This is a genomic window from Dactylosporangium sp. CA-139114 (assembly GCF_050955725.1).
GTDB lineage: Bacteria > Actinomycetota > Actinomycetes > Mycobacteriales > Micromonosporaceae > Dactylosporangium.
On sequence record NZ_CP192080.1, the window covers coordinates 4,901,673 to 4,923,284 of the forward strand.

Consider the following 21,612-nt stretch of genomic DNA (forward strand, 5'->3'; position numbering starts at 1 on the left):
GAGCTCTGGCGCAAACAGCTCCCGCGCTCTCCTCGGCCCGTCGCCGCGCGAGGCGCTCGCGGTGGTCGGCTCCCACGCCGACCACCGCGACGCCGAGGCGGCATTGCTCGAAGCCGGATGGACCCCGTGCGGCGCCGGCGACTGGGCGATCGCCCTGCGCTCGCCGGACGGCACCGCCGCGGCCCGCATCAGCCCGTTCGACCCGGCCGGGCCGTACACCGCGGCGCTGTACCGGGAGGCGGCCCCCACCCGCCAGGTCCCGGCGCTGTTCGCGCACCGGCGCCTGGCCGGCGGCGGCGACCTGCAGCTGCTGGAATGGCTGCGACCCGTCGAGGCGGACGAGGCCGCCGCGTTCCACCGGGCGATCGCCGAGCGGGCCCGGCACGTCGCCGCCCTGGTCGACGTCGTGCGCCGGGTGCACGCCCGGGCACGTCGGGAGCTGCCCTGGTGCGGGCCGCTGGACACCAACCCCGACAACGTCATGCGCGCCGCCGACGGTCGCCTGGTCGTGGCCGACCTGTTCTACGCCGACGGCCCGAGCCTCTACGCCACCGCCGCCACCGACCCGGATCGCGTCGTCGCGCTGATCCCGGAGTCCGAGCGCCGGTTCATGACCGAGATCCCCCTGGCCGGGTCCGGCCCGTGGGAGCCCGGCGCCCAGGAGGCGATCCGCGCCGCCCTCGCCGCCGCCGACGCGAGGGCCCCGAACGGCTGAGAAGAGGTCGCCGGGCCGGGCAACGCGGCGGTCGCGGACGGCTCGGCCCGCTACGCGGCGACGGGGTCCGCGATCCGGCGCCGACTCCGCGGTGCCGGATTGTGCGTGCGTGCGGGCGGTGATGTCAAGAGTTGACAGAAGGAAGGCGATAGAGGAAGTTCGATGAAACCGGATGGCGGTCCGGGCCACAGCTCCCCGGGAGGGAACCGTGTCCCCACGCCTGATCGCCGTGCCCATCCTCGTCGCCGCCGCCGTCGTGTTCGTGCCCGCGCCGGCCGCCGGGGCCGCCGACGGCACCGCCACGAGCGCCCCGGCGCCGGCCGCGACGACCATCTGCAACCGCTACTGCGACGGGCGCGACGCCTCGCTCGCGCCGGCCGACCGGGCGACCGTGAGCGCCACGCTGTACGGCCGCCGCTTCACCATGCACCTCAACGACACCGACGCCATGGGCTGGGCCACGCTCGACAGCGGGCAGGCGGGCGACGAGGTGTGGATGGACCGGTCCTTCGACGGCGGCAGGACCTGGTCCGACGCCCGCATCGGCGACAGCACCGTCGCCGCCGGCGCGACCAGCCGGCGCACCAGGCAGTACAACGTCGACAACTGGAACGCCAACGGCGTCGGGGTCCTGCGTGCGTGCGGGAAGGCCGGCGACCGGGCCGAGCTCGTGTGCACCGCGTGGACGCGCAGCACCTGGAACGCCTGGGACCGGCGCACCGCGGCGGCCACGGCGCTGATGATGCAGTACGACCTCGGCACCGGGCTGTTCGGCGACGGCGACTGGTGGACCAGCGCGAACGCGCTCACCGCGGTGATCGACAACGCCCGGCGGTCCGGGATGGCCAGCTACGGGTACGCGATCGCCAACACCTACGACAAGCAGGTCAACGCCCGGCTCGGGCAGTTCCGCAACGAGTACCTGGACGACACCGGCTGGTGGGCCCTCGCGTGGGTCGACGCGTACGACCTGACCGGGGACAGCCGCTACCTGAACACCGCGCGGGCCGGGGCCGACCACATGTTCGGCTACTGGGACACCACCTGCGGCGGCGGGGTGTGGTGGAAGACCGACCGGACGCGCAAGAACGCCATCGAGAACAGCCTCTACATCCAGCTCAATGCCGCTCTGTCGAAGCGGATCGCGGGCGACACGGTGTACCGCGGGCGGGCCCAGGCGGCCTGGACCTGGTTCCAGGGCACGGGCATGCTCAACGGCTCGAACCTCGTCAACGACGGCATCAGCCTCAGCACGTGCCGCACCAACGGGGCCACCACCTGGACCTACAACCAGGGCGTGCTCGTCAACGCGCTCGTGCAGCTCAACCGGCTCACCGGCGACGCGGCCGCGCTCGCGACCGCGCGGCGGATCGGCGACGCGCTCACCGCGAGCGCCTCCCTGTCGCCCGGCGGCGTCCTGCGCGAGCCGAACGAGAGCAGCACGTGCTCCGACGACGGCGCCTCGTTCAAGGGGGCCGCGATCCGGGGGCTCGGCGTGCTCAACGCCGCCGCCGGCGGCGCCTACAACGCCTACCTGCAGCGCAACGCCGACAGTGCCTACGCCAACGACCGGGACACCATCGACGCGTACGGCAACCACTGGGCCGGGCCGCGCACCGCGACCAGCCAGCGGTGCCAGCACAGCGCGGTGGACCTGCTCAACGCCGCGCCCTGATCACCGGGTGAGGGCCGCGGCCGGCAGCGCCGGCGATGTGTGTGTCGACGCAGGCCCGGCCGGCTCAGCCCAGCAGCACGGCCGACAGCTCCTCGAGCTGGTGCAGGGCGTCGGTGAACCCGGCGCCGAGCGGCTGGACGAGGACGTGGTCGGCGCCGGCGTCGCGGTGGGCCCGGACCCGCTCGGCGATGTCGTCGGGCGTGCCCCAGGCGACGATCGCGTCGACGAGCCGATCGCTGCCGGCCCCGGCGAGGTCGTCGTCGGTGAGCCCGAGGCGCCGCAGGTTGTTGACGTAGTTCGGCAGCTGCAGGTAGCGCACGGTGTGCCGGCGGGCCACCTCGCGGGCCACCCGCGGGCTGGTCTCCACGACGACCGCCTGCTCGGGAATGAGCAGCCGGTCGGGGCCGAGCGCCGCGCGGGCCTCGGCGGTGTGCTCGGGCGGCACGAAGTAGGTGTGGGCGCCGTCGGTGCGGTCGGCGGCGAGCTCGAGCATGCGCGGGCCGAGCGCGGCGAGCACCACGGGGACGGAGGCCGGGAGCTCGCCCATGGCCGTCAGGTACTCGCGCATGTGCTGCAGCGGGCGGCGGTACGCCTGCCCCGACTGCTCCACGAGGGGCGCGTGGCTGATGCCGAGCCCGAGGACGAACCGTCCCGGCCAGGCGTCGGCGAGCGTGGCCGCCGCGGCGCGGGCGGTGCCGGGGTGGCGGGCCCAGACGTTCGCGATCCCGGCGCCGACCACGATCCGCGAGGTCGCCGCGAGCCAGACGGCCTCCTGGGCGAAGATGTCGTTGGCCCCGACGACCTCGCCCTGCCATACCGAGCCGAACCCGAGCGCCTCGATGCGCGCGACGACCTCGCGCTGCACGGCGGCAGGCTCGCCCCGCACGGCGTCGGTCCACACGCCGACGGGGCCGAGGGCTTTGCGGGTCGCGTCGATCGTCTGCCTCGTTGCCATGCGCTCCATCTTCCCCGGCCCGTCGCGATTACGCAGGTTGTCTCTGAGCCGGCGGAAACCCGCCTGTGACGTTCCGCGCGGCTCGCGCGTGATGTAGGTATGAGGATGAGCCGCGCCGGCCGTGACGGGTTCGCCGAGTTCTACGCCGTGCAGTTCCGGCAGATCGCCGCGCAGCTCAGCGTGTACCTCGGCGACCTCGACGAGGCGCGCGACGTGACCCAGGAAGCGTTCGTGCGGGCCTGGCAGCGCTGGGACCGCATCGCGGGCTACGAGGAGCCGGCCGTCTGGGTTCGCCGGGTGGCCTGGAACTCGCTACCTCGCGCCTGCGTCGCTGGCGCGTCGCCCGGCGGCACCAGGTCCTCGAGGTCGTCGCGCCGGTGCCCGGCCCCGAGCCGCACGCGGTGGCGATCCGCGCCGCGCTCGCCGGGCTGCCCGACGGTCAGCGACGCGCCGTCGTCCTGCACTACCTGGTCGGGCTGCCCGTCGCCGAGGTCGCCGACGTGTGCCGCGTCCGTGCGGGGACCGTGCGGACGTGGCTGTACCGCGCGCGGCTCACCCTTGCCGCCAGCCTTCAGGACTTCCGAGAGGTGCACACCGATGCTGGACTCTGACACCGACCAGGTGCTGCGCGCCGCGCTGCGCGCCGAATACGACCTGTCCTACGAGGCCCTGCGCCCCGGCGGCGTCGAGGCAGTCCGCGCCGCCGCCGTCCGTGGACACCGGCGGCGGGCGATCGGCGCTGCCGGTCTCGTCGCGCTGCTGCTCCTCGGCGGCGTCGCGGGTTGGCGGATCGCCGGCTCGGCGCCGCCGGCGCAGACCGCCGCGCCCCGGTCCTGCGACGGGCCGGGCACTGACGTCAGCGTCTTGCTCAAGCAGGGGACCACCGATGAGCAGCGGGCGGAGGTACGCACCGTGCTGGAGCGCTCGGCCCAGGTGTACTGCCTGCGGTTCGAGGACCAGGCCACCGCCTGGCGAAACTTCCGGCGCCAGTTCAGCGACGCGCCGGACCTGGTCGGTGCCACGAAGCCGGAGAACCTTCCCGAGTCGTTCCGGTTCCGCGTCGCCGACCGCGCCGGAGCCGACACGGTCGAGCGGCTCGTCGCCTCGCTCGGCGGCGTGTCCGACGTGATCTGCAGCTGCCAGCTCCTACCGAGCTGACATCGACGCCGACGTCATCCGCGCCGGCGCGCCCACGCTCGGCCACTGCACCGACCACGACACCAACGGCGCGCACTACGACGGCGGATGAGCGCGACGGTACCGGGCCGCGCGGATCGACAGCGTGACCGTGCCGAGGACGACCGCGGCCGCCGAGCCGGCGAGCACGCCGCCCTTGGCGTCCTCGACCAGGTGCTCGTCGGCGGAGTAGGACAGCTCCGCCATGAGCAGCGAGACGGTGAAGCCGATCCCGGCCAGCTGGGCCAGGCCGAGGATGTCCCACCAGCTCAGGCCGGGGTTGAGCTCGGCCGGCGTCAGCGCGGCGGTCAGCCAGGCCCCGCCGGCGATGCCGACCACCTTGCCGGCGACGAGGCCGAGGATGACGCCGATCGCGACGGTGCTGGTGAACAGACCGCCGGTGCGGAACGAGACCCCGGCCGCCATCAGCGCGAAGACGGGCAGGACGACCGCCGCGGTGACCGGCCGCAGCAGCCGCTCGGCGCGGTGGCTGGGGTCTTCGGACTCGCCCGGCGCCGCCCGGGCCCGCATCAGCAGGCCCATCGCCGCGCCGGCGATGGTCGCGTGGACCCCGCTGGCGTGCACGAGCGCCCAGATGGCGACGGCCAGCGGCACCCCGACGGCCCAGCCCGGCACCCGGACCGGCAGGCGGGCCGCGGCGCGGGTCTGCAGCAGCCCGAAGGCGGCCAGCAGCGCGATCGCGGCGACGAGCGGCGCCCAGCTCAGCGCCCCGGCGTAGAACACCGCGATGACGACGATGGCCACGAGGTCGTCGACGACGGCGAGGGTCAGCAGGAAGGTGCGCAGCGCCGGCGGCAGGCCGCGGCCGACCATCGCCAGCACGGCGACGGCGAACGCGACGTCGGTGGCCATCGGGATGCCCCAGCCGGCCGAGAGCTCGCCGCGGCCGGCGTTGACCGCGGCGAACACCAGCGCCGGGGCGACGGCGCCGGCCACGGCCGCGACGACCGGCAGGGCCGCCCGTCGCGGGTGACGCAGCTCCCCGTGCGTGAACTCCTGCTTGAGCTCGTTGCCCACGAGGAAGAAGAACACGGCGAGCAGCCCGTCGGCGGCCCACCCGTGCAGGGTCAGGTGCAGATGCCACCCGGCGGGGCCGAACGCGGTCGTGCGCATGGTCTCGTACGCCTGCGACCACGGCGAGTTGGCCCACACCAGCGCGATGAGCGCGGCCACCGTGAGCAGTACGCCCCCGACCACGTCGCGGCGCAGCGCGGCCCCGACACGACTCATGTCCACCACAGATCACCCGTCCGGCGTTACCGAAGACCCCGGCGCCGGGCGGCACCAGGGAACCAGAGGTCAGCTGCGGTGAGGTCCGGGCGGGCAGCCGGCGATCTCGCCGTGCGCGTTCGTGCCCCACGACGACAGCCACCCGTTCGTCCCCGGGTGGCGCATGACCCCGGCCGGGCACGTCGGCGCCCACGGCTGTGAGGTCGGCGTGGTGGCGGTCGTCATCGCCACCATCATACGGTCCGGCCGGCGGCTCAGAAGGCGTAGGGGGTGTCGTACTCCGGGCGCAGCACCGTCGCGCGCGGGGAGGCCTTGCGGATCGCGGCGATGAACGCGTCCAGCTTCGCGGCGTCGGACGCGGCCACCGCCGGCGGGTTGCGCAGCGGCCGCTCGAAGTCGTCCCAGTGCACCGGCACGACCACCCGCGGGTGGTCCAGCGCCCGCAGCAGCCGCCCGGTGTAGTCGTGCACGACCCCGCCCGCCGGCAGCGCGATCATCGCCACGTCCGGGGCCAGCCCGGTCAGGTTGCGCTCGACGAAGTCGCTGCCGCCCATGAAGAAGACCTTCGGGCCGCCGGCGATCGAAACCTGGTAGGCGAGGGTGTCGCCCTCGGGCAGGTCGGCGATCGTCGCCGGGGCCGGCGGCGGGGTGAGCCGCACGCCCGGGAACGCCAGCGAGTAGGCGGGGTTGCGGCTGTGCAGGGCCGCGACCACCTCGACGGTGTAGTCGCCGAAGTCGAGCTGCTCGCCGCCCTTGACCGGGATCGCCTGGGCGCTCGGCACGCCCGAGGCGAGCGCGAGGTGGTAGGCGGTGAGGGTGCCGAGGACGCGGACGCCGGCGACGGTCTTCGCGATGTGCGGCACGTCGTTGAAGTGGTCCCAGTGCGTGTGGGTGACGAGCACCGTCTCCGGCCGCCCGATGCGCGGCCCGATCGCGTCCGGGTCGGCCCGCAGCGGTGTCGCCGGGTCGAACGCGCCGGTGAACAGGCCGGTGGGGTAGCGGGAGAGGTACGGGTCGACGAGCACCGTGCGCCCGTTGACGTCGATGCGCCAGCCGGAGGTGCCGAACCAGCGGAACGTCCCGGCGCGGGTGGGTGCGGCCGAGGCGGCGGCGGGGCCGGTCGCGGCGGCGAGCCCGGAGGCGACCGCGGTGCCGGCGACGGCGGTGCGCAGCAGGGCGCGGCGATTGAGGTCACGAGTGTCGGACATGGCGACCACCCAAGCATCGCCGGGCTCGGGCTGTCCAAGACCAGGAGGTCGTACGGCCCATATCCGACCGCATATCAGCGCTGGTCACGCAGGAGACCGACGGCCTGCGCCGCGGCCCGGCCGAGCGCCAGATCCGCCTCGATGCGGGGGACGCGCCCGCCGCCGCTGACGAAGACGGCGATCGCGTAGCGCCCGCCGTCCGGGAACTGCGCGACCCCGATCTCCATCGCGAGCCCCGGCAGGGTGCCGGTCTTGCCCGCGACCCGCACCTCGGCCGGGAACCCCGATCGCAGCCGGGTCCAGAACAGCTGGCGGGCCATGAGGTCGCGCACCGCCGCGCACGCCGCGGGCGGACCGGCCTCGTCGCGCCAGATCAGGCCGAGCAGCCGGGTCAGCTCCTCGGGCGTGCTCGACGTCGTGCGCTCGGGGTCGAACACGCGCAGCGCCGCCACCCGCTGCGGCTCCAGCGTCGGGAACAGCCGCGCGAACTCGGCGTCGTCGCGCGCGCCGAGGTCGGCGAACATCGACTCGAGCAGCTGCCGGGGGCCGCCGGCGACCCGCGTGCGGTGCAGGCCGAGCTCGGCGGCGAGCAGCCCGAGCAGGTCGGGGCCGCCGAGGCGGTGCAGGAGCACGTCGGCGGCGGTGTTGTCGCTGACGGACATGGCGAAGTACGCGAGATCGCGCAGCGAGACCTCGATGTCGTCGGCGCACCCGGCGGTGCCCCAGCCGCCGAAGCGGTCGGCGGCGCCGATGACCACGCGCTCGGCCGGGTCCAGGGCGCCCGCCGCGACCTGGCGGGCGAACTCGAGCACCAGCAACACCTTGACGATCGACGAGAGCACGACGGGCTCGTCGGCGCCGACGCCCACGGCCCGCCCCGAGTCGATGTCGCACGCGTGCAGCCGGCCCCGGACCCCGGCGGCGGTGAAGGTCTCGCGTATCGACATCTGGTCCGCAATATGGTCCGACATATGGTCACTGTATGGTCGACCTGTCGCGGCATCTGCGGTACTTCCTCGTCGTCGCCGAGGAGCTGCACTTCAGCCGGGCCGCGGAGCTGCTCGGCATCGCCCAGCCACCGCTGAGCCAGGCGATGCGCCGCCTCGAACGGGAGCTGGGGGTCACCCTCTTCGACCGGCTCCCCCGCGGCACCGAGCTGACCGCCGCCGGCCGCGCCCTGCGCGACGAGGCACCGCAGTTCCTGGCGGCCGAGCGCCGGCTGCGCACGCTCATGCACAGCATCCGCGACGGCGACCTCGGCACGCTGCGGGCCGGGGTGCCGCCCGAGACCCCGGCGGCCGCGCTGGGGGAGCTGCTGCGCCGGCTCGGCGAGCAGGCGCCCGGGCTCGACGTCGACCTGCAGGAGCTCACCACCGCCGAGCAGCTCGAACTGCTGGCCGAGGCGCGGCTGGACGTCGGCCTCGTGCACCACCCCGTCGACGCGGCCGACCTGGCGTGCGGCCCGGTGACCCGGGTGCGCCTCGGCGTCGTGCTGCCGCGGGTCTCGCCGCTGGCCCGGCTCACCGGGCTCACCGCCGACCAGCTCGCCGGGCAGGGGCTCGTGGTGTTTCCGCGGGCGACGGCGCCGCGCTGGTACGACACCCTGATCGGCGCCTGCCGGGAGCTCGGCTTCGAGCCGTCGCGGGTGCGGCACGCCCGGAATCCGGAGTTCCTGTGCGGGCTCGTCCTCGCCGGGCTCGGTGTCGGGCTGGAGCGCGAGGATGCCGTGCGGCGCGAGCCGCGGGTCGCGTGGCGGCCCCTCGCCGGCGACCCGCTGTGGCAGGAGACGTCGGCGGTGTGGCCGCGGCGCGCCCCGCACCCGGCCGCGCAACGGTTCGGCGCGCTGGCCGGCGCCGTGCTGGCGACCCCGGCCGCCGCGCCCGGCCGCATCCTCGGCGCGCCGGGCCCGTGGTCGGTCGTCTTCGATCGGGCCCGGACCGCGGCGGATTAGGGGGAAAGCCCCCGGTCGAATTCGGGGGAGTTCCGGATCGTGCCGGACGCCGCGAAGTTCAAGACTCGACCGCATGGCAGACAGGCCCAGAATCAGCGTCGTCATCCCGTGCTACAACGAGGCCGGATATCTCACCGACGCGCTGCTCTCCCTGCGCAAGCAGGACTTCGACGGAGTGTTCGAGGTCATCGTGGTCGACAACAACTGCACGGATGACACGGCGGGCATCGCCCGCGACTTCGGCGCGCGGGTCGTGGCCGAGCCGGTGCCGGGCGTGTGCAACGCCCGCCAGCGCGGCACGCAGGAGGCGCGCGGCGAGATCGTCATCTCGACCGACGCCGACACGGTGCACGGCCGCGACTGGCTCAGCCGCATCGACGCGCGGTTCCGCTCCGACGAGCGCATCGCCGCCGTGGTGGGCCCGTGCGTGTACGCCGACGGCCCGCGCTGGGGCCGGGTCTACGCCCGGATGCTGTTCGGCGCCGTGCACGCGGTCTACCGGGTGACCGGCCGCGCCGCGTACGCGAGCGCGACGAACATCGCCTTCCGGCGGGAGGCGTGGAGCGGCTACGACACCAGCCTGACCCAGGGTGGCGACGAGCTCGACCAGCTGCGCCGGCTGCGGCGGCGGGGCCGGGTCGTCTACGAGCACGCCAACCCGACCTTCACGTCCGGCCGGCGCCTGAGCCGCGGGCTCGCGTACAACCTGTTCGTGACGCTGCCGGTGCACTACCTGCTGACGTACGCGGTGAACCGGATCGCGGGCCGGCGGGTGCTCGGCTCGGCGCCGGCGTTCCGCGACGAGGACGGCTCGTTCGAGGCCGGCCTGGGGGCCCGATGACCGCCGTGGCCGTGCTGGTGCTCCTCGCCGTGCTGGGCGGGGCGTACTGGCTGCTGATGTCGCCGTTCGCCCCGTCGAAGCGCGACTATCCGTATCACGGGGCCGCCGACGAGCGCGTGGTGGCGCTGACGTTCGACGACGGGCCGAACGAGCCCTACACCGCGCAGATCCTCGACATCCTGGCCGCGCACCGCGTCCGGGCCACGTTCTTCCACGTCGGGCACTGCGTCGAGCGGCACCCGCAGACGGCCCGGCGCGTGATCGACGAGGGGCACGTGGTGGGCAACCACTCCCTGAGCCACCGCTTCGGCACCTATCTGCGCCCGAACGCGTTCGCGCGGGAGGTCGAGCAGACCCAGCGGATCCTGGTCCGCGTGACCGGCCGGACGCCGGCGCTGGCCCGCACGCCGTGGCTGTGGCGGCAGCCGGCCCTGCTGCGCATGCTGCGCCGGGGCGGGCTGCACCCCGTCGCGGGCGAGTTCGGGCACGCCTTCGAGGTGTTCCAGCCGTCGGGGTTCCGGATGGCGCGCCGCGCGATCGCCAAGACGCGCCCGGGCTCGATCCTCATCTTCCACGACGGCTTCGACGGGCGCGGCGGCAACCGCGCCGAGACGGTGACCGCCGTGCGCGAGACCATCGAGGGCCTGCTGGCGCGCGGGTACCGCTTCGTGACCGTCGACGAGCTGCTGGGCGTCCCCGCGTACCAGTCGTAGCGCCGGCGGCCGCGGGGTCGCGTGGACGCGGCCGCCTCAGCGCGCCGGGACGCGGCTGCCCAGGATCGCGCGCGGGCGCGGGGGAGTGCCGCGGCGGCGCCATTCGCGGGGGTACCCCACCGAGACCTCCTCGAACGGCACCCCGTCGTGCACGGTCGAGCGGGGGATGTGCAGGTGCCCGTAGACGACCGTGGCGGCGTCGAAGCGGCGGTGCCAGTCGCGCGTGCGCGTCGTGCCGCACCACTGGGCGAACAGCGGGTACCGCAGGATGTCCGTCGGCTCCCGCACGAGCGGGTAGTGGTTGACGAGCACCGTCGGCAGGCCCGGCTCGCGGGCCTCGAGGCGGCGCTCGGTCTCCGCGACGCGGGCCGCGCACCACGCCTCGCGCGACGGGTAGGGGTCCGGGTGCAGCAGCATCTCGTCGGTGCACACCACGCCGGCGTCGTAGGCCAGCTCCAGCGAGTGCTCCTTCGAGCGGGCCTGGGGGACGCGGAACGAGTAGTCGTACAGGGTGAACAGGGGCGCGACGGTCACGGGGCCGCCGGTGCCGTCCCAGACGAGGTACGGGTCCTCCGGCGTGGCGATCCCGAGCTCCCGGCACAGCTTCACCAGCGCCTCGTACCGGGCCACGCCCCGCAGCTGCACCGGGTCCTCCCGCGGCGTCCACAGCTCGTGGTTGCCCGGGGCCCAGATCACCCGCGCGTAGCGGCGGCTGAGCAGGCGCAGCGCCCACTCGATGTCGGCGAACAGCTCGGCCACGTCGCCGGCGACGATGAGCCAGTCGCCGGGGTTGTCGGGGCGCAGCTGCTCGACGTACGCGCGGTTCTCGGCGTAGACGATGTGCAGGTCGCTGACGGCCAGCAGACGCGCCGGTTCCATGATCCGACCGTAGCCGGGGGCCCGCGGCCCCGACACCCCTATCAATCCGCGGCCCGGGCCAGCAGGAGCGCGCCGTGGAGGGAGGAGAGCCCGCCGAGCGTCGCCGCGCGCACCGGCGCCGGGGGGTGGCCCGGGCGGCCCAGCGCCGCGGCGTGCTCGGCCACGGCCTCGACGAAGCCGGGCAGGCCGGCCGCGAAGCCGCCCCCGACGATGGTCAGCGCCGGGCGGAGCAGCTCCCCGAGGCTGACCGCGGCCGCGGCCAGCGCGGCGCAGCTCTCCCGCACGGCGGACACCGCACCGGCGTCGCCGGCGAGCCAGCCGTCGCGCAGCTCGTCGAAGGTCACACCCGCTCGCCGCAGGGTCGCGGCGCCCGAGGCGATCGCCTGCAGGCACCCGGACCGGCCGCAGTCGCAGCGGGGCCCGGCACGCTCGACGATCATGTGCCCGACCTCGCACGACCCGCGCGAGGGGCCCGGGCAGGGGCGGCCGCCGACCACGGCGCCGCCGCCGATTCCGGTGCCGACCCCGAGGTAGACCACGTCCGCGCAGCCGGCCGCGTCCGCCTCGGCGATGGCCGCGAGGTCGCCGTCGTCGGCCACCCGCACGGTCGCCGGAGCGAGCATCCGCAGCAGCTCGGCGCGCAGGTCGAGGCCGGTCCAGGAGGGGCGGGTGGGCCAGGCGGTCACGCGCCCGCAACCGTCCATGGTGGCCGGCATGGCGACCCCGACCGCGTCGAACTCGAGGCCGCGGACGTGCGAGCCCAGCAGCGCCAGGTCCTGCTGGGCGGTGGAGGAGTCGGGCCACGCGAACGTGGCTTCGAAGCCGGACGACAGGCGCAGGGCGACCTTGGTGCCGCCGACGTCGATGCCGAGGGCCGTGCTCATCGGTGCGCGATCGCGGTGAGCAGGAGCCCGGAGCGGGCCAGCCAGCGGCCCTCGAAGCGCGGGCCGGGCACGAGCAGGGTCGCGGTGAACGTGCCGGTCCCGAAGGTGATGTCGGCCTCGTGGAAGTCCAGCCAGCGGTGGGTGAGGGGGTACCACGTCTTGTAGACGGCCTCCTTGGCGCAGAACAGCAGCCGGTCCCAGCGCACCTCCGGCCGCGTCCGCAGCAGCGCACCGACCCGCGCCACCTCGCCCGGCAGCGCGATGGACTCGAGCACCCCGTCGGGCAGCGGCTCGTTGGGCTCGGCGTCGACGCCGACGGAGGCCAGGTCGCGCTCGCGCGCGACGACCGCGGCCCGGTATCCGGCGCAGTGGGTGATGCTGCCCACGATGCCGGGCGGCCACAGCGGCTCCCGCTTCGGCCCGGACAGCAGCGCCACCGCCGGCTCCCCGAGCCGCTGCAGCGCCTGCCGGGCGCAGTGCCGGGCGGTGGTGAACTCCCGCCGCCGCTTCTCGACCGCGCCGGCGACTAGGGGTTCCTCCTCGGGCCACAGTCTTGCGTCGCAGGGGTCGTCGGTCACCTCGACGGCAATCGATTCCTCGGGCAGAATTTGCTCAATCATCGAACCTCCGCTCGTGCACGCGTTGAGGGGAACCGACATGGACATCGCGCTCGCCTTCGACGAGGGGTACGCGACCTACGCCCACGTCACGATCGAGTCCATCCTGCAGTCCCACACCCACCGCGACGACCTCACGCTCTGGCTGCTCACGCCGGCCGGCCTGCAACCGCGGGTGGTGGACGCCTTCCGCCGCCAGATCGAGCAGCGGGCGCACGCGCGGTTCCTCACCGCCGACGACGGTTTCCGCTCGATGCCCATCGCACAGCAGGAGCGGTACCGCTACATCAGCGCCGGGATGTACCTGCGCCTGTTCCTGCCCGACCTGGTGCCGCCCGACCTGACGCGCCTGCTCTACCTCGACTGCGACACGATCGTCGGCGGCGACCTGAGCGGCCTGTTCGCCCGGCCGATGGGCCGCGCCCCGCTCGGCGCGGTCCGCGACGGCTTCACGCTCTCGATGGGCCACGAGGGCGGCGTCCCGGGCGCCGGGGCGCACGTCAGCCGCCGGGCGCCCTACTTCAACTCGGGCGTGCTGCTCATGAACCTGCCGGTGTGGCGCGAGACCGGCGTGACCGAGGGCTGCTTCGAATACCTGCGCGCCCACCACGACCGGCTCCGCTTCCCCGATCAGGACGCGCTGAACCTGGTCTCGTACGGGCGGTGGCACCAGCTGGAGTCGAAGTGGAACGACACCATCCTGTGGTGGATGTGGCCGGGCGATCCGCGGGCGGCGCGGTACGTGGCCATCACGCATTTCCTGGGCCCCAGGAAGCCGTGGCAGAGCGACTTTCCGTACGCCGGATACCGTGAGCGGTATCTCGAGCTTGCCGGGCGCGTGGCTGAGCTGACGGCATGAGCGGGCGGCCGGCCACGAGCCGGTCGAGGTAGCCGCAGGCCTGGCTCAGGCTGAGCCCGGCCGCGCGGCCCTCCCGCTCCACCGTCTCCAGCGTCAGGTCCGAGCGCCCCTCGAGCCGCTGCCACAGCGCCGTGGTGCGCTCGGCCGACGCGAGCAGCTCCGCGACCCAGGCCCCCTCGGACCGGTTGAGGTACTGCAGCACCGGCCGCGGCGGCACGCCGGTGCGCGGGGCGTGACGCTGGAACGCTTCCGCGATCGCGGCCAGGGGCACGAGGTGGCCGATGTCCGGCCGCGGCTCCGGCGTGAGCCGCTCGGCGAGGGGGCTCCACGTCGGCCCGTCGGGGATCGCCGCCGCGATGATCCCGTCGAGCTCGGCCAGCAGCGGCTCGGCGTCCACCTCCAGCAGCGGATGCCCGAGCAGCTGCCCGGTCTCCTGCAGGTAGCCCGCGTGCAGGCAGGTCGAGTAGATGAACGCCATCGTGGCGAACGCGCCGCGCACCGGCACCGAGTCCAGCTCGGCGAACTGGCGGAACCAGTCGGGCCGCCCGGCCAGCGCCGCGGAGTAGACCCGCCACGGCGAGGGCAGGAACTGCGCCCGCGCCTGCAGCCCGTAGCGGAAGTGCAGCCGCGCGCAGCTGCGGCCGTCCCGCAGCGCCCGGCCGGCGAGCGCCGACACGTCCTCGTCCACGTGGTGCAGCGGCGTGGCCCAGCTGTCGAGCCAGCCGATCCGGCCGCCCGCCGCGCGCAGCCGCAGGGCGAGGTCGGTGTCCTCGCCCGCGTTCGGGTGCTGCTCGACGTCGAACGGCGCGCCGGGCGGGGCCAGGTCGCGGCGGTAGCCGGCGTTCGCGGTGACCAGCAGCCCGCCGCTGTGCCCGTCGAGGGGCGAGGCGTCGTAGAACCGCTGGTGGTCCATGAACGCGGTGATCGGGCCGAGCACCGCCAGCCGCACCGGCCCGCTGACCGCCACGGGGCCGCCCCGCAGCGCCTGATACATGTCGGGGCACCAGGACCCGGGCACGATCAGGTCGTCGTCCACGAAGAGGATGGTGTCGTGCCGGGCGGCCGCGACGCCGGTGTTGCGGGCGTGGGAGACGCCGGGCGGGTCGGAGTGCAGCACGCGCAGGGCGGGGCTCGCCGGGCCCTCGTACGTGACGCCGGGCGGCACGCGGTTGGCCACCAGCAGCACCTCGGCGTCGGGGCCGAGCCGCGCGGCGGAGTCGAGGGCGGCGGCGACGCACTCGCCCACCACCTTGCGTTCAAGGGTGCTCGGGATCACGACGCTGACCGACACGGCCAAGATTGTTTCCTGTTCGGGGGCCCGGCCGACGCCCCTAATCCGTCGGCGCGGGTGGCAATAGGGGTGCGCCTCAGGGGTGGGCTATGTCACAGCCGGGTCCTAGAGTCGTTGCCAGACAAGGCGACAGCATCTCGGATCCCGGCAGCATCTCGAACCCCGGCGGAGGCTGACCCATGAGCCAGGACACCCAACCCACCACCCATCTCGACGCCCACGAACTCATCGAGGCGATGCTCGAGGGCGGCCCCGTCGGCATGCCCGTCGAGCTGCGCGCCCAGCGCGTGCAGTCGCACGAGGAGAAGATCAAGGTGTCGTACTACGGCGGCCACGAGCATTTCGAGCGCGTAGCCGACACCGGGGTCGCGGGCGCGCCCGTCGTGTTCCGCTGGACCGGCCGCACGCGGATGGCCGAGTAGGACGAATCAGGTGCAGTGATGGCGCACGACATGAGCGGACACCCGGCCCCCGCCGACCGGGAGATCGTGGTCGCGAACGGCGACGAGGCCGTCGCGTATTACCGTCAGGCATTCGACGCGGCGGAGCTGTGGCGCGAATGCCTGCTCGACGGGTCGGTGCTCGCGGCCGAGATGGTCCTCGGCCCGTACCACCTGTTGCTCAAGCAGGACCCCGGCCGGGCCGCACCCGCGGGCGAACCGGCGGCCGGCGAGTACGCGGTCCTGGAATACGCCGAGCCCGACGCCGCCTACGCCCGCGCGCTCGCCGCCGGCGGCCGGGCCGAGCCCTCCGGCCACGCCCCGGGCCCGGGCGGCCTGCTGCGCGACGCCTACGGCCAGCGCTGGGACGTCGTGGGCCGCGACCGATGATGGTCGACGGCTCGACCCGCGTCTTCGGCGTCCTCGGCGACCCCATCGCGCAGGTGCAGGCGCCGCGGCTGCTCAACACCCTCTTCGCCGAGCTCGGCCGCAACGCGGTGCTGGTCCCGATGCACGTGCGGCCCGACCAGCTCGCCGAGACGGTCGCGGGGCTGCGGCGCATCGTGAACCTCGACGGGCTGCTCGTGACCGTGCCGCACAAGGTCGCCGTCTGCGGGCTCGCCGATCGCGTCAGCCCGACGGTCGCCGCGGCCGGCAGCGCCAACGCGCTGCGCCGCGAGCCGGACGGGTCGTGGCTGGCCGAGAACTTCGACGGCACCGGCTTCGTCGCCGGGCTGCGCCACGCCGGGCACGAGCCCGCCGGGCGCAGCGTGACCCTGGTCGGGGCCGGTGGGGCCGGCGCGGCCATCGCGGTCGCGCTGCTGGACGCCGGGGTGGGGCGCCTCGCCGTCCACGACGTCGACGCCGACCGCCGCGAAGATCTCGTGGACCGCCTGGAGCGCCATCGCCCCGGCATCGCCGTCGCCACCGCCGGGCCCGCGCTCGGCGACGCCGACATCGCCGTCAACGCGACCCCGCTGGGCCTGCGCGAGGACGACCCGCTGCCGTTCGCGCCCGAGTCGCTGCGGCCGGGCGGGCTGGTGGCCGACATCATCATGAAGCCCGCCGACACGGCACTGCTGCGCGCCGCGTCCGCCCTCGGCTACCCGATCCACTACGGGCGCCACATGCTGGAGGGCCAGCTGGACGGGTACCGTCGATTCTTCCGCCTGGACGCGGTGACCGTCCACTGAGGACGATGCGTCGTTGAGGGGTGCCTAGGGGCCGGTCTAAGGGCAGCCCATGGGCCATCCGAGCAGGTAGCGTCCCTTTCGCGCGGTCGCGGACATACCCATCCGCCCCCGCGGCCCGGGCTCCTCGTGGGTATCGACTCGGTTCCGGACACACACGAATTCGGAGTAGGACGATGACGGATCTCTCCCCACAGGCGCCCGACTTCCCGCCGTGGCCCCAGTACGACGACGCCGAGCGCGCCGGCCTCATCCGCGCCCTGGAACAGGGCCAGTGGTGGCGCATGATGGGCCAGGAGGTCGACTCCTTCGAGCGCGAGTTCGGCGAGTACCACGGCAGCCCCTACGCGCTCGCGGTGACGAACGGCACCCACGCCCTCGAGCTGGCCGTCGAGGTGCTCGGCATCGGCCCGGGCGACGAGGTCATCGTCCCGGCGTTCACGTTCATCTCCTCGTCCCAGGCGGTGCAGCGCATCGGCGCCGTGGCCGTCCCGGTCGACGTCGACCCGCGGACCTACTGCATCGACGTGGCCGCCGCGGAGGCCGCGATCACCCCGCGCACCCGCGCCATCATGCCCGTGCACATGGCCGGGCACATGTCCGACATGGACGCGCTGGCGAAGCTCTGCGCCGACGCCGGCATCACGATGCTGCAGGACGCGGCCCACGCCCAGGGCGCGCGCTGGAACGGCAAGCGGGTCGGCGAGTTCGGCTCGATCGCCACGTTCAGCTTCCAGAACGGCAAGCTCATGACCGCCGGCGAGGGTGGGCTGGTGCTCTTCCCCGACGCCGAGCTGCACGAGCGCGGCTTCCTGCGGCACAGCTGCGGCCGCCCGCGCACCGACCGCCGGTACTTCCACCAGACCTCCGGCTCGAACTACCGCATGAACGAGTTCAGCGCGAGCGTGCTGCGCGCCCAGCTCTCCCGGCTCGAGGCGCAGACGGACGTCCGCGAGGCGCGGGGCCGCCTGCTGACCTCGCTGCTCGCCGAGATCCCGGGCGTGCTGCCGCAGGGCCGCGACGAGCGCTGCGACCGCAACTCGCACTACATGGCCATGTTCCAGCTGCCCGGCGTCGGCGAGGACAAGCGCAACGCGATCGTCGACCGGCTCATCGAGCGCGGCCTGCCCGCGTTCGTCGGCTTCCGCGCGATCTACCGCACCGACGGCTTCTGGGAGACCGGGGCGCCCGACGAGTCCGTGGACGCGATCGCGAAGCGGTGCCCGGTCAGCGAGGCCCTCACGGCCGAGAGCATCTGGCTGCACCACCGCACCCTGCTCGGCACCGAGCAGCAGATGCAGGACATCGCCACCATCGTGGCGCAGACCCTGGCCGGAGCGTGACGCCCGGCTCCGCCGTGGGTGCGGGTCACCGACCGGTGCGCACGGCGGTAATCGGTCTCGGGTGGGCCGGACGGTCCATCTGGCTACCGCGGCTGGCCGCCGATCCGGCCTACACGGTGACGGCGGTGGTCGACCCCGACCCGGGGGCCCGTGCCGCCGCCGTCGAGGCCCACCCGGCGGCCTCGGCGTTCGCGACCGTCGAGGAGCTCGACACGGCGCTCGTGGATCTGGCGGTGGTGGCGGTACCGAACCATCTGCACTGCGACGTGGCGTGCGCGGTGCTCGGCAAGGGCATCCCGGTCTTCCTGGAGAAGCCCGTCTGCCTCACCAGCGCGGAGGCGCGGCGGCTCGCCACGGCCGAGCGGGCCGGCGGGGCCGTCCTGCTCGCGGGCAGCGCCGCGCGGTACCGCGCCGACATCCAGGCGCTGCACGGCCTCGCGGGCTCGCTCGGGCGCATCCGGCACGTCGACATCGCGTGGGTCCGGGCCCGGGGCATCCCCGGCGCCGGCGGCTGGTTCACCGATCGCGGCCTGGCCGGCGGTGGCGCCCTCGTCGACCTCGGCTGGCACCTGTTCGACGTGGTCGGCCCGCTCATCGGCGGCACCGATTTCGTCCAGGTCATCGGCACCGTCTCCGACGACTTCATCGCCTCGGGCACCTGGAACGCCGGCTGGCGCGGCGACGCCCCCGGCGCGGCGGCGCCCCCCGGCGACGTCGAGGACACCGCGCGCGGCTTCCTGGTCAACGGCGACGGCGTGTCGGTGTCGCTGCGGGTGAGCTGGGGCTCGCACGAGGCGCTGGACGGCACGGTCGTCAAGGTCGAGGGCAGCGCCGGCACCGCGACCCTGCGCTGCACCTTCGGGTTCAGCCCGAACCGGGCCGGCGACTCCGAGCTCACCTGCCTGCGCGCGGGCGAGGCGGCGCCGGTGGCCCTGCCCGCCGAGCCGATCGGCGCCGAGTACGACCGGCAGCTGGCCGCGCTGCCCGCGCTCCTGGCCGATCCGGGCAACCGTGGTCGTGCGATCGACGAGACGACGAGGACCATCGCCGCGATCGAGCGCATCTACGCCTCGGCCGGGGTGGTCCGCACGCTGATGCAGACGCCGGCGCCGGTCGCCGCCGGCCGATGATGGTGGTGGCCTGATGCTGAACAGTCCTGATATCCGTGCCGTCGTCTTCGACCTCGACGGGGTGCTGGTCGACAGCACCGAGGTCATGCGCGAGGCGTTCACCGTCGCCTACGCCGAGGTCGTCGGCCCCGGCCCGGCCCCGTTCGCCGAGTACAACAAGCACCTGGGCCGCTACTTCCCCGACATCATGCGCATCATGGGCCTGCCGCTGGCCATGCAGGAGCCGTTCGTGCGCGAGAGCTACCGGCTCGCACACCGCGTGCCGCTCTTCGACGGCGTCGAGGAGATGGTGCAGGAGCTGCGCGAGCGCGGCCTCGGCACCGCGATCGCGACCGGCAAGAGCGGCGAGCGCGCCCGGTCCCTGCTGGAGCAGCTCGGCGTGCTGCACCTGTTCGACCACGTGATCGGCTCGGACGAGGTGGCCAACCCGAAGCCGGCCCCCGACATCGTGCTGCACGCCCTGGCCCTGCTCGGCGTCCCGGCCGCGAACGCGGTCATGGTCGGCGACGCGGTCACCGACATCAGCAGCGCCCGGGGCGCGAACGTCGCCGCGATCGCCGCGCTGTGGGGCGAGAGCGACGAGGCGGAGCTGCTGGCCGCCGCGCCCGACGCGGTGCTCTACAAGCCCAAGGACCTGCTCGCCTACTGCGGCTGGTAGGCCGCCCGGGGCATCGCGGCCAGCGCCGCCCGCACGGCCGGCTCCGGCACGTCGCGCACCAGCTCGACGCCGCCGGGGCCGTCCAGCACGAAGGTCAGCCCGCTCTTCGACTCGGACGTCGCCTTCTTGTCGGCCCGCATGACCGCGACGAGCGCGTCCGCGTCGGCGCCCTCCGGCAGGCCGGTCCGCAGCCCGTAGCCCGCGACGACCGCCTCGTGCTCCGCTACCCGCTCCGGGCCGATGCGGCCCAGGTCCCCGGCGAGGCGCCCGGCGAAGACGGTGCCGACGCCGACCGCCTCGCCGTGGCGCAGCGCGAAGCCGGTCGTGAGCTCCAGGGCATGACCGAGCGTGTGCCCGTAGTTGAGGATGTGCCGCAGGCCGCCGTCGCGCTCGTCGGCCGCGACGACCGACGCCTTCAGCCCGACGCTGGCGGCGATCTGCTCGACGACCTCGAGCCCGCGCAGGTCGCCCGCGCCGATGAAGTGGCAGCGCGCGATCTCGCCGTAGCCGTTGACCCATTCGCGGGCCGGGAGCGTCGCCAGGAAGTCGGTGTCGCACAGCACGGCGCTCGGCTGCCAGTAGGCGCCCACGAGGTTCTTGCCCTCGGGCAGGTTCACCGCCGTCTTGCCGCCGACGCTCGCGTCGACCTGCGCCAGCAGCGTGGTCGGCAGGTGCACGACGGCGACGCCGCGGTGGTAGAGCGCCGCGGCGAGCCCGACGGTGTCGGTGGTGGTGCCGCCGCCGAGCGACACCACGGCGTCGGAGCGGGTCAGGCCGAAGCCGGCGAACTCCCGGCAGAGGCGCTCGACCTGCGCGAGGGTCTTGTCCGGCTCGCCGTCGCGGGCGGCCACGACGTGCGTCGGCACCCCCGTCTCGGGCACCAGCTCCGGCGGGCGGGCGGAGACGACGGCCACCCGGCGGGCGCCGATCGCGGCGATCACGCCCGCGAGCCGGTGCCGGGCGCCGGGCCCGATGTGCACGTCGTAGGCGCGCGCGCCGAGCTCGACGGTGACGGTCCGGATCGTCACGGGAGCCTCCGCACCACGAGGGCCGCGAGCGCCTGGTCGGCGCGCGGGACGCCCAGCCGGTTGAGGGTGCCGTCGGCGAGGCGGAAGAGGGTGTACTTCATGGGCCCGGTCACCTCGCCGAGCCCGGCGAGCGCCCGGTGGTACTCGGTCCACGAGTCGTCCGCGCAGGGCTCCGGCACCGGCTGCTCGGCGAGGGCCATGAGCTTGAGCCGCACGCCGGACCCGAGGCCGGCCGACCAGTACCGCCAGCATTCGAAGAGGAACGGGCGCCGCTCGCCGGGCGCGATCAGCCCCGCGGTCGTGCGCAGGTGCCGCACGGCCATCGGCAGCGCCGTGTCGGCGGAGGGCTCGCCGCGGCGGGCGAGCGCGAGCGCGAGGTCACTGGCGATCGTGGACAGCTGCGGATGCGCGGGCCCATCGCCCGTGGCGACGGGCGCGACGCTCAGCCCGAGGCGCCGGGCCGCCCGCGCGCCGCAGTGGAAGCGCAGCTCGAAGCCGTACGCCTCGCGCCGGTAGGCCCAGTGGGCGCCGGGATCGGCCTCCCGCAGCCTGGCCACGGTGTGCGGGATCAGCTCCAGCAACGCCTCGTCGTCGCCGCCCGCCGGACGCAACAGTCGGGCATACCACCAGCTTCGCGCCATCCGCGGCCGCCCTCGGGTCGTCCCAGCGTGATGACCGACCCTAACCCGCCGCGCGTGGCCGGGAGATCCCCAAAAGTCTCGGGCGCGGCTAGGGGTCGGCAGGGGTACCGGCCCCCCGCCCGCGAACCAAGACTGTGAACGGCCCGGCCCGGCCCGACCGACGGATG

The 21,612-nt window shown here is 74.6% G+C and carries 25 protein-coding genes and 1 pseudogene; 15 read left to right on the plus strand and 11 right to left on the minus strand.

The window, feature by feature from the left end; genetic code table 11:
• The first annotated feature begins 61 nt into the window (after positions 1-61).
• Entirely contained in the window at positions 62-715 is a 654-nt protein-coding gene (locus ACQP2P_RS22255; RefSeq protein ID WP_433618814.1) for a hypothetical protein, read from the plus strand.
• A 208-nt stretch (positions 716-923) separates the two neighbouring features.
• Positions 924-2,390: a glycoside hydrolase family 76 protein gene (locus tag ACQP2P_RS22260; RefSeq protein ID WP_433618816.1), complete on the plus strand. Its 1,467-nt coding sequence runs from the start codon at positions 924-926 to the stop codon at positions 2,388-2,390.
• Between the two features lie 64 nt (positions 2,391-2,454).
• Here the strand turns inward: ACQP2P_RS22260 and ACQP2P_RS22265 are convergent, their stop codons facing one another.
• Complete coding sequence (locus ACQP2P_RS22265; protein WP_433618818.1) at positions 2,455-3,345, minus strand: TIGR03620 family F420-dependent LLM class oxidoreductase; 891 nt, start codon at positions 3,343-3,345, stop codon at positions 2,455-2,457.
• Between the two features lie 105 nt (positions 3,346-3,450).
• On the opposite strand from ACQP2P_RS22265, the pseudogene ACQP2P_RS22270 reads away from it, so the two are divergent.
• The 3 genes and pseudogenes from ACQP2P_RS22270 to ACQP2P_RS22280 all read left to right on the plus strand — a co-directional run.
• Positions 3,451-3,597: pseudogene (locus ACQP2P_RS22270) on the plus strand (hypothetical protein); the annotation flags it as partial.
• Positions 3,598-3,722: 125 nt separating this feature from the next.
• The gene (locus ACQP2P_RS22275) at positions 3,723-3,956 is read left to right on the plus strand and encodes an RNA polymerase sigma factor (protein WP_433619205.1); all 234 of its coding nucleotides are present in this window, start codon (positions 3,723-3,725) and stop codon (positions 3,954-3,956) included.
• On the plus strand, positions 3,943-4,503 hold the full coding sequence (locus ACQP2P_RS22280; RefSeq protein WP_433619207.1) for a permease-like cell division protein FtsX: 561 nt from the start codon (positions 3,943-3,945) through the stop codon (positions 4,501-4,503). Before ACQP2P_RS22275 ends, ACQP2P_RS22280 begins: the two co-directional genes overlap by 14 nt.
• A 75-nt stretch (positions 4,504-4,578) precedes the next feature.
• On the opposite strand, the gene nhaA is transcribed toward ACQP2P_RS22280, so the two are convergent.
• The 4 genes from nhaA to ACQP2P_RS22300 all read right to left on the minus strand — a co-directional run bounded on the left by nhaA (position 4,579) and on the right by ACQP2P_RS22300 (position 7,951).
• Entirely contained in the window at positions 4,579-5,772 is a 1,194-nt protein-coding gene (gene nhaA / locus ACQP2P_RS22285; protein ID WP_433618820.1) for a Na+/H+ antiporter NhaA, read from the minus strand.
• Positions 5,773-5,841: 69 nt separating this feature from the next.
• On the minus strand, positions 5,842-5,997 hold the full coding sequence (locus ACQP2P_RS22290) for a hypothetical protein (protein ID WP_433618822.1): 156 nt from the start codon (positions 5,995-5,997) through the stop codon (positions 5,842-5,844).
• Positions 5,998-6,026: 29 nt separating this feature from the next.
• The gene (locus tag ACQP2P_RS22295; RefSeq protein WP_433618824.1) at positions 6,027-6,980 is read right to left on the minus strand and encodes an MBL fold metallo-hydrolase; all 954 of its coding nucleotides are present in this window, start codon (positions 6,978-6,980) and stop codon (positions 6,027-6,029) included.
• Between the two features lie 74 nt (positions 6,981-7,054).
• The gene (locus tag ACQP2P_RS22300) at positions 7,055-7,951 is read right to left on the minus strand and encodes a serine hydrolase (protein WP_433618825.1); all 897 of its coding nucleotides are present in this window, start codon (positions 7,949-7,951) and stop codon (positions 7,055-7,057) included.
• Positions 7,952-7,962: 11 nt separating this feature from the next.
• Here ACQP2P_RS22300 and ACQP2P_RS22305 point away from each other — a divergent pair, with 11 nt between their 5' ends.
• The 3 genes from ACQP2P_RS22305 to ACQP2P_RS22315 all read left to right on the plus strand — a co-directional run bounded on the left by ACQP2P_RS22305 (position 7,963) and on the right by ACQP2P_RS22315 (position 10,485).
• Positions 7,963-8,931, plus strand: a complete 969-nt coding sequence (locus tag ACQP2P_RS22305) for a LysR family transcriptional regulator (protein ID WP_433618827.1) — start codon at positions 7,963-7,965, stop codon at positions 8,929-8,931.
• A 73-nt stretch (positions 8,932-9,004) separates the two neighbouring features.
• The gene (locus ACQP2P_RS22310) at positions 9,005-9,772 is read left to right on the plus strand and encodes a glycosyltransferase family 2 protein (RefSeq protein WP_433618829.1); all 768 of its coding nucleotides are present in this window, start codon (positions 9,005-9,007) and stop codon (positions 9,770-9,772) included.
• On the plus strand, positions 9,769-10,485 hold the full coding sequence (locus ACQP2P_RS22315; RefSeq protein WP_433618831.1) for a polysaccharide deacetylase family protein: 717 nt from the start codon (positions 9,769-9,771) through the stop codon (positions 10,483-10,485). Before ACQP2P_RS22310 ends, ACQP2P_RS22315 begins: the two co-directional genes overlap by 4 nt.
• 36 nt (positions 10,486-10,521) lie before the next feature.
• Here ACQP2P_RS22315 and ACQP2P_RS22320 read toward each other — a convergent pair whose 3' ends face one another.
• Genes ACQP2P_RS22320 through ACQP2P_RS22330 form a run of 3 tightly spaced genes read right to left on the minus strand, consistent with a single transcriptional unit; the run spans position 10,522 to position 12,868 of the window.
• Complete coding sequence (locus ACQP2P_RS22320) at positions 10,522-11,400, minus strand: metallophosphoesterase family protein (protein WP_433618832.1); 879 nt, start codon at positions 11,398-11,400, stop codon at positions 10,522-10,524.
• Positions 11,401-11,405: 5 nt separating this feature from the next.
• Positions 11,406-12,248 (minus strand): ROK family protein, encoded by an 843-nt coding sequence (locus tag ACQP2P_RS22325; protein WP_433618834.1) that lies wholly within the window; start codon positions 12,246-12,248, stop codon positions 11,406-11,408.
• Positions 12,245-12,868 (minus strand): 4'-phosphopantetheinyl transferase family protein, encoded by a 624-nt coding sequence (locus ACQP2P_RS22330; RefSeq protein ID WP_433618836.1) that lies wholly within the window; start codon positions 12,866-12,868, stop codon positions 12,245-12,247. Before ACQP2P_RS22330 ends, ACQP2P_RS22325 begins: the two co-directional genes overlap by 4 nt.
• A gap of 37 nt (positions 12,869-12,905) precedes the next feature.
• On the opposite strand from ACQP2P_RS22330, the gene ACQP2P_RS22335 reads away from it, so the two are divergent.
• A complete protein-coding gene (locus ACQP2P_RS22335; RefSeq protein ID WP_433618838.1) occupies positions 12,906-13,724 on the plus strand; it encodes a glycosyltransferase family 8 protein in 819 nt (272 codons plus the stop codon).
• On the opposite strand, the gene ACQP2P_RS22340 is transcribed toward ACQP2P_RS22335, so the two are convergent.
• On the minus strand, positions 13,615-15,015 hold the full coding sequence (locus tag ACQP2P_RS22340; RefSeq protein ID WP_433618840.1) for a glycosyltransferase: 1,401 nt from the start codon (positions 15,013-15,015) through the stop codon (positions 13,615-13,617). The genes ACQP2P_RS22335 and ACQP2P_RS22340 overlap by 110 nt on opposite strands.
• Before the next feature lie 179 nt (positions 15,016-15,194).
• Here ACQP2P_RS22340 and ACQP2P_RS22345 point away from each other — a divergent pair, with 179 nt between their 5' ends.
• From ACQP2P_RS22345 to ACQP2P_RS22370, 6 genes are all read left to right on the plus strand, one after another.
• Entirely contained in the window at positions 15,195-15,437 is a 243-nt protein-coding gene (locus tag ACQP2P_RS22345; RefSeq protein WP_433618841.1) for a DUF5988 family protein, read from the plus strand.
• 18 nt (positions 15,438-15,455) lie between these two features.
• Positions 15,456-15,845, plus strand: a complete 390-nt coding sequence (locus ACQP2P_RS22350; RefSeq protein WP_433618843.1) for a hypothetical protein — start codon at positions 15,456-15,458, stop codon at positions 15,843-15,845.
• Positions 15,842-16,648 (plus strand): shikimate dehydrogenase family protein, encoded by an 807-nt coding sequence (locus ACQP2P_RS22355; protein ID WP_433618845.1) that lies wholly within the window; start codon positions 15,842-15,844, stop codon positions 16,646-16,648. The genes ACQP2P_RS22350 and ACQP2P_RS22355 overlap by 4 nt, the downstream gene beginning before the upstream one ends.
• Positions 16,649-16,821: 173 nt before the next feature.
• Complete coding sequence (locus ACQP2P_RS22360) at positions 16,822-17,988, plus strand: DegT/DnrJ/EryC1/StrS family aminotransferase (RefSeq protein WP_433618846.1); 1,167 nt, start codon at positions 16,822-16,824, stop codon at positions 17,986-17,988.
• A 35-nt stretch (positions 17,989-18,023) separates the two neighbouring features.
• On the plus strand, positions 18,024-19,118 hold the full coding sequence (locus ACQP2P_RS22365) for a Gfo/Idh/MocA family protein (RefSeq protein ID WP_433618848.1): 1,095 nt from the start codon (positions 18,024-18,026) through the stop codon (positions 19,116-19,118).
• Positions 19,119-19,131: 13 nt separating this feature from the next.
• Positions 19,132-19,776, plus strand: a complete 645-nt coding sequence (locus tag ACQP2P_RS22370; RefSeq protein WP_433618849.1) for an HAD-IA family hydrolase — start codon at positions 19,132-19,134, stop codon at positions 19,774-19,776.
• On the opposite strand, the gene ACQP2P_RS22375 is transcribed toward ACQP2P_RS22370, so the two are convergent.
• Entirely contained in the window at positions 19,761-20,798 is a 1,038-nt protein-coding gene (locus ACQP2P_RS22375) for a 3-dehydroquinate synthase family protein (protein ID WP_433619209.1), read from the minus strand. The two genes, ACQP2P_RS22370 and ACQP2P_RS22375, sit on opposite strands and share 16 nt — an antisense overlap.
• A gap of 2 nt (positions 20,799-20,800) precedes the next feature.
• Entirely contained in the window at positions 20,801-21,415 is a 615-nt protein-coding gene (locus ACQP2P_RS22380) for a hypothetical protein (RefSeq protein WP_433618851.1), read from the minus strand.
• Between the last annotated feature and the right edge of the window lie 197 nt (positions 21,416-21,612).

Coding starts and splice junctions, on each gene's coding strand:
- ACQP2P_RS22360 (WP_433618846.1), top strand. CDS start 16,822: ATGACGGATCTCTCCCCACAGGCGCCCGACTTCCCGCCGTGGCCCCAG.
- ACQP2P_RS22345 (WP_433618841.1), top strand. CDS start 15,195: ATGAGCCAGGACACCCAACCCACCACCCATCTCGACGCCCACGAACTC.
- ACQP2P_RS22335 (WP_433618838.1), top strand. CDS start 12,906: ATGGACATCGCGCTCGCCTTCGACGAGGGGTACGCGACCTACGCCCAC.
- ACQP2P_RS22300 (WP_433618825.1), bottom strand. CDS start 7,951: ATGTCGGACCATATTGCGGACCAGATGTCGATACGCGAGACCTTCACC.
- ACQP2P_RS22355 (WP_433618845.1), top strand. CDS start 15,842: ATGATGGTCGACGGCTCGACCCGCGTCTTCGGCGTCCTCGGCGACCCC.
- ACQP2P_RS22305 (WP_433618827.1), top strand. CDS start 7,963: ATGGTCGACCTGTCGCGGCATCTGCGGTACTTCCTCGTCGTCGCCGAG.
- ACQP2P_RS22295 (WP_433618824.1), bottom strand. CDS start 6,980: ATGTCCGACACTCGTGACCTCAATCGCCGCGCCCTGCTGCGCACCGCC.
- ACQP2P_RS22325 (WP_433618834.1), bottom strand. CDS start 12,248: ATGAGCACGGCCCTCGGCATCGACGTCGGCGGCACCAAGGTCGCCCTG.
- nhaA (WP_433618820.1), bottom strand. CDS start 5,772: ATGAGTCGTGTCGGGGCCGCGCTGCGCCGCGACGTGGTCGGGGGCGTA.
- ACQP2P_RS22350 (WP_433618843.1), top strand. CDS start 15,456: ATGGCGCACGACATGAGCGGACACCCGGCCCCCGCCGACCGGGAGATC.
- ACQP2P_RS22265 (WP_433618818.1), bottom strand. CDS start 3,345: ATGGCAACGAGGCAGACGATCGACGCGACCCGCAAAGCCCTCGGCCCC.
- ACQP2P_RS22330 (WP_433618836.1), bottom strand. CDS start 12,868: ATGATTGAGCAAATTCTGCCCGAGGAATCGATTGCCGTCGAGGTGACC.
- ACQP2P_RS22290 (WP_433618822.1), bottom strand. CDS start 5,997: ATGACGACCGCCACCACGCCGACCTCACAGCCGTGGGCGCCGACGTGC.
- ACQP2P_RS22370 (WP_433618849.1), top strand. CDS start 19,132: ATGCTGAACAGTCCTGATATCCGTGCCGTCGTCTTCGACCTCGACGGG.
- ACQP2P_RS22280 (WP_433619207.1), top strand. CDS start 3,943: ATGCTGGACTCTGACACCGACCAGGTGCTGCGCGCCGCGCTGCGCGCC.
- ACQP2P_RS22310 (WP_433618829.1), top strand. CDS start 9,005: ATGGCAGACAGGCCCAGAATCAGCGTCGTCATCCCGTGCTACAACGAG.
- ACQP2P_RS22315 (WP_433618831.1), top strand. CDS start 9,769: ATGACCGCCGTGGCCGTGCTGGTGCTCCTCGCCGTGCTGGGCGGGGCG.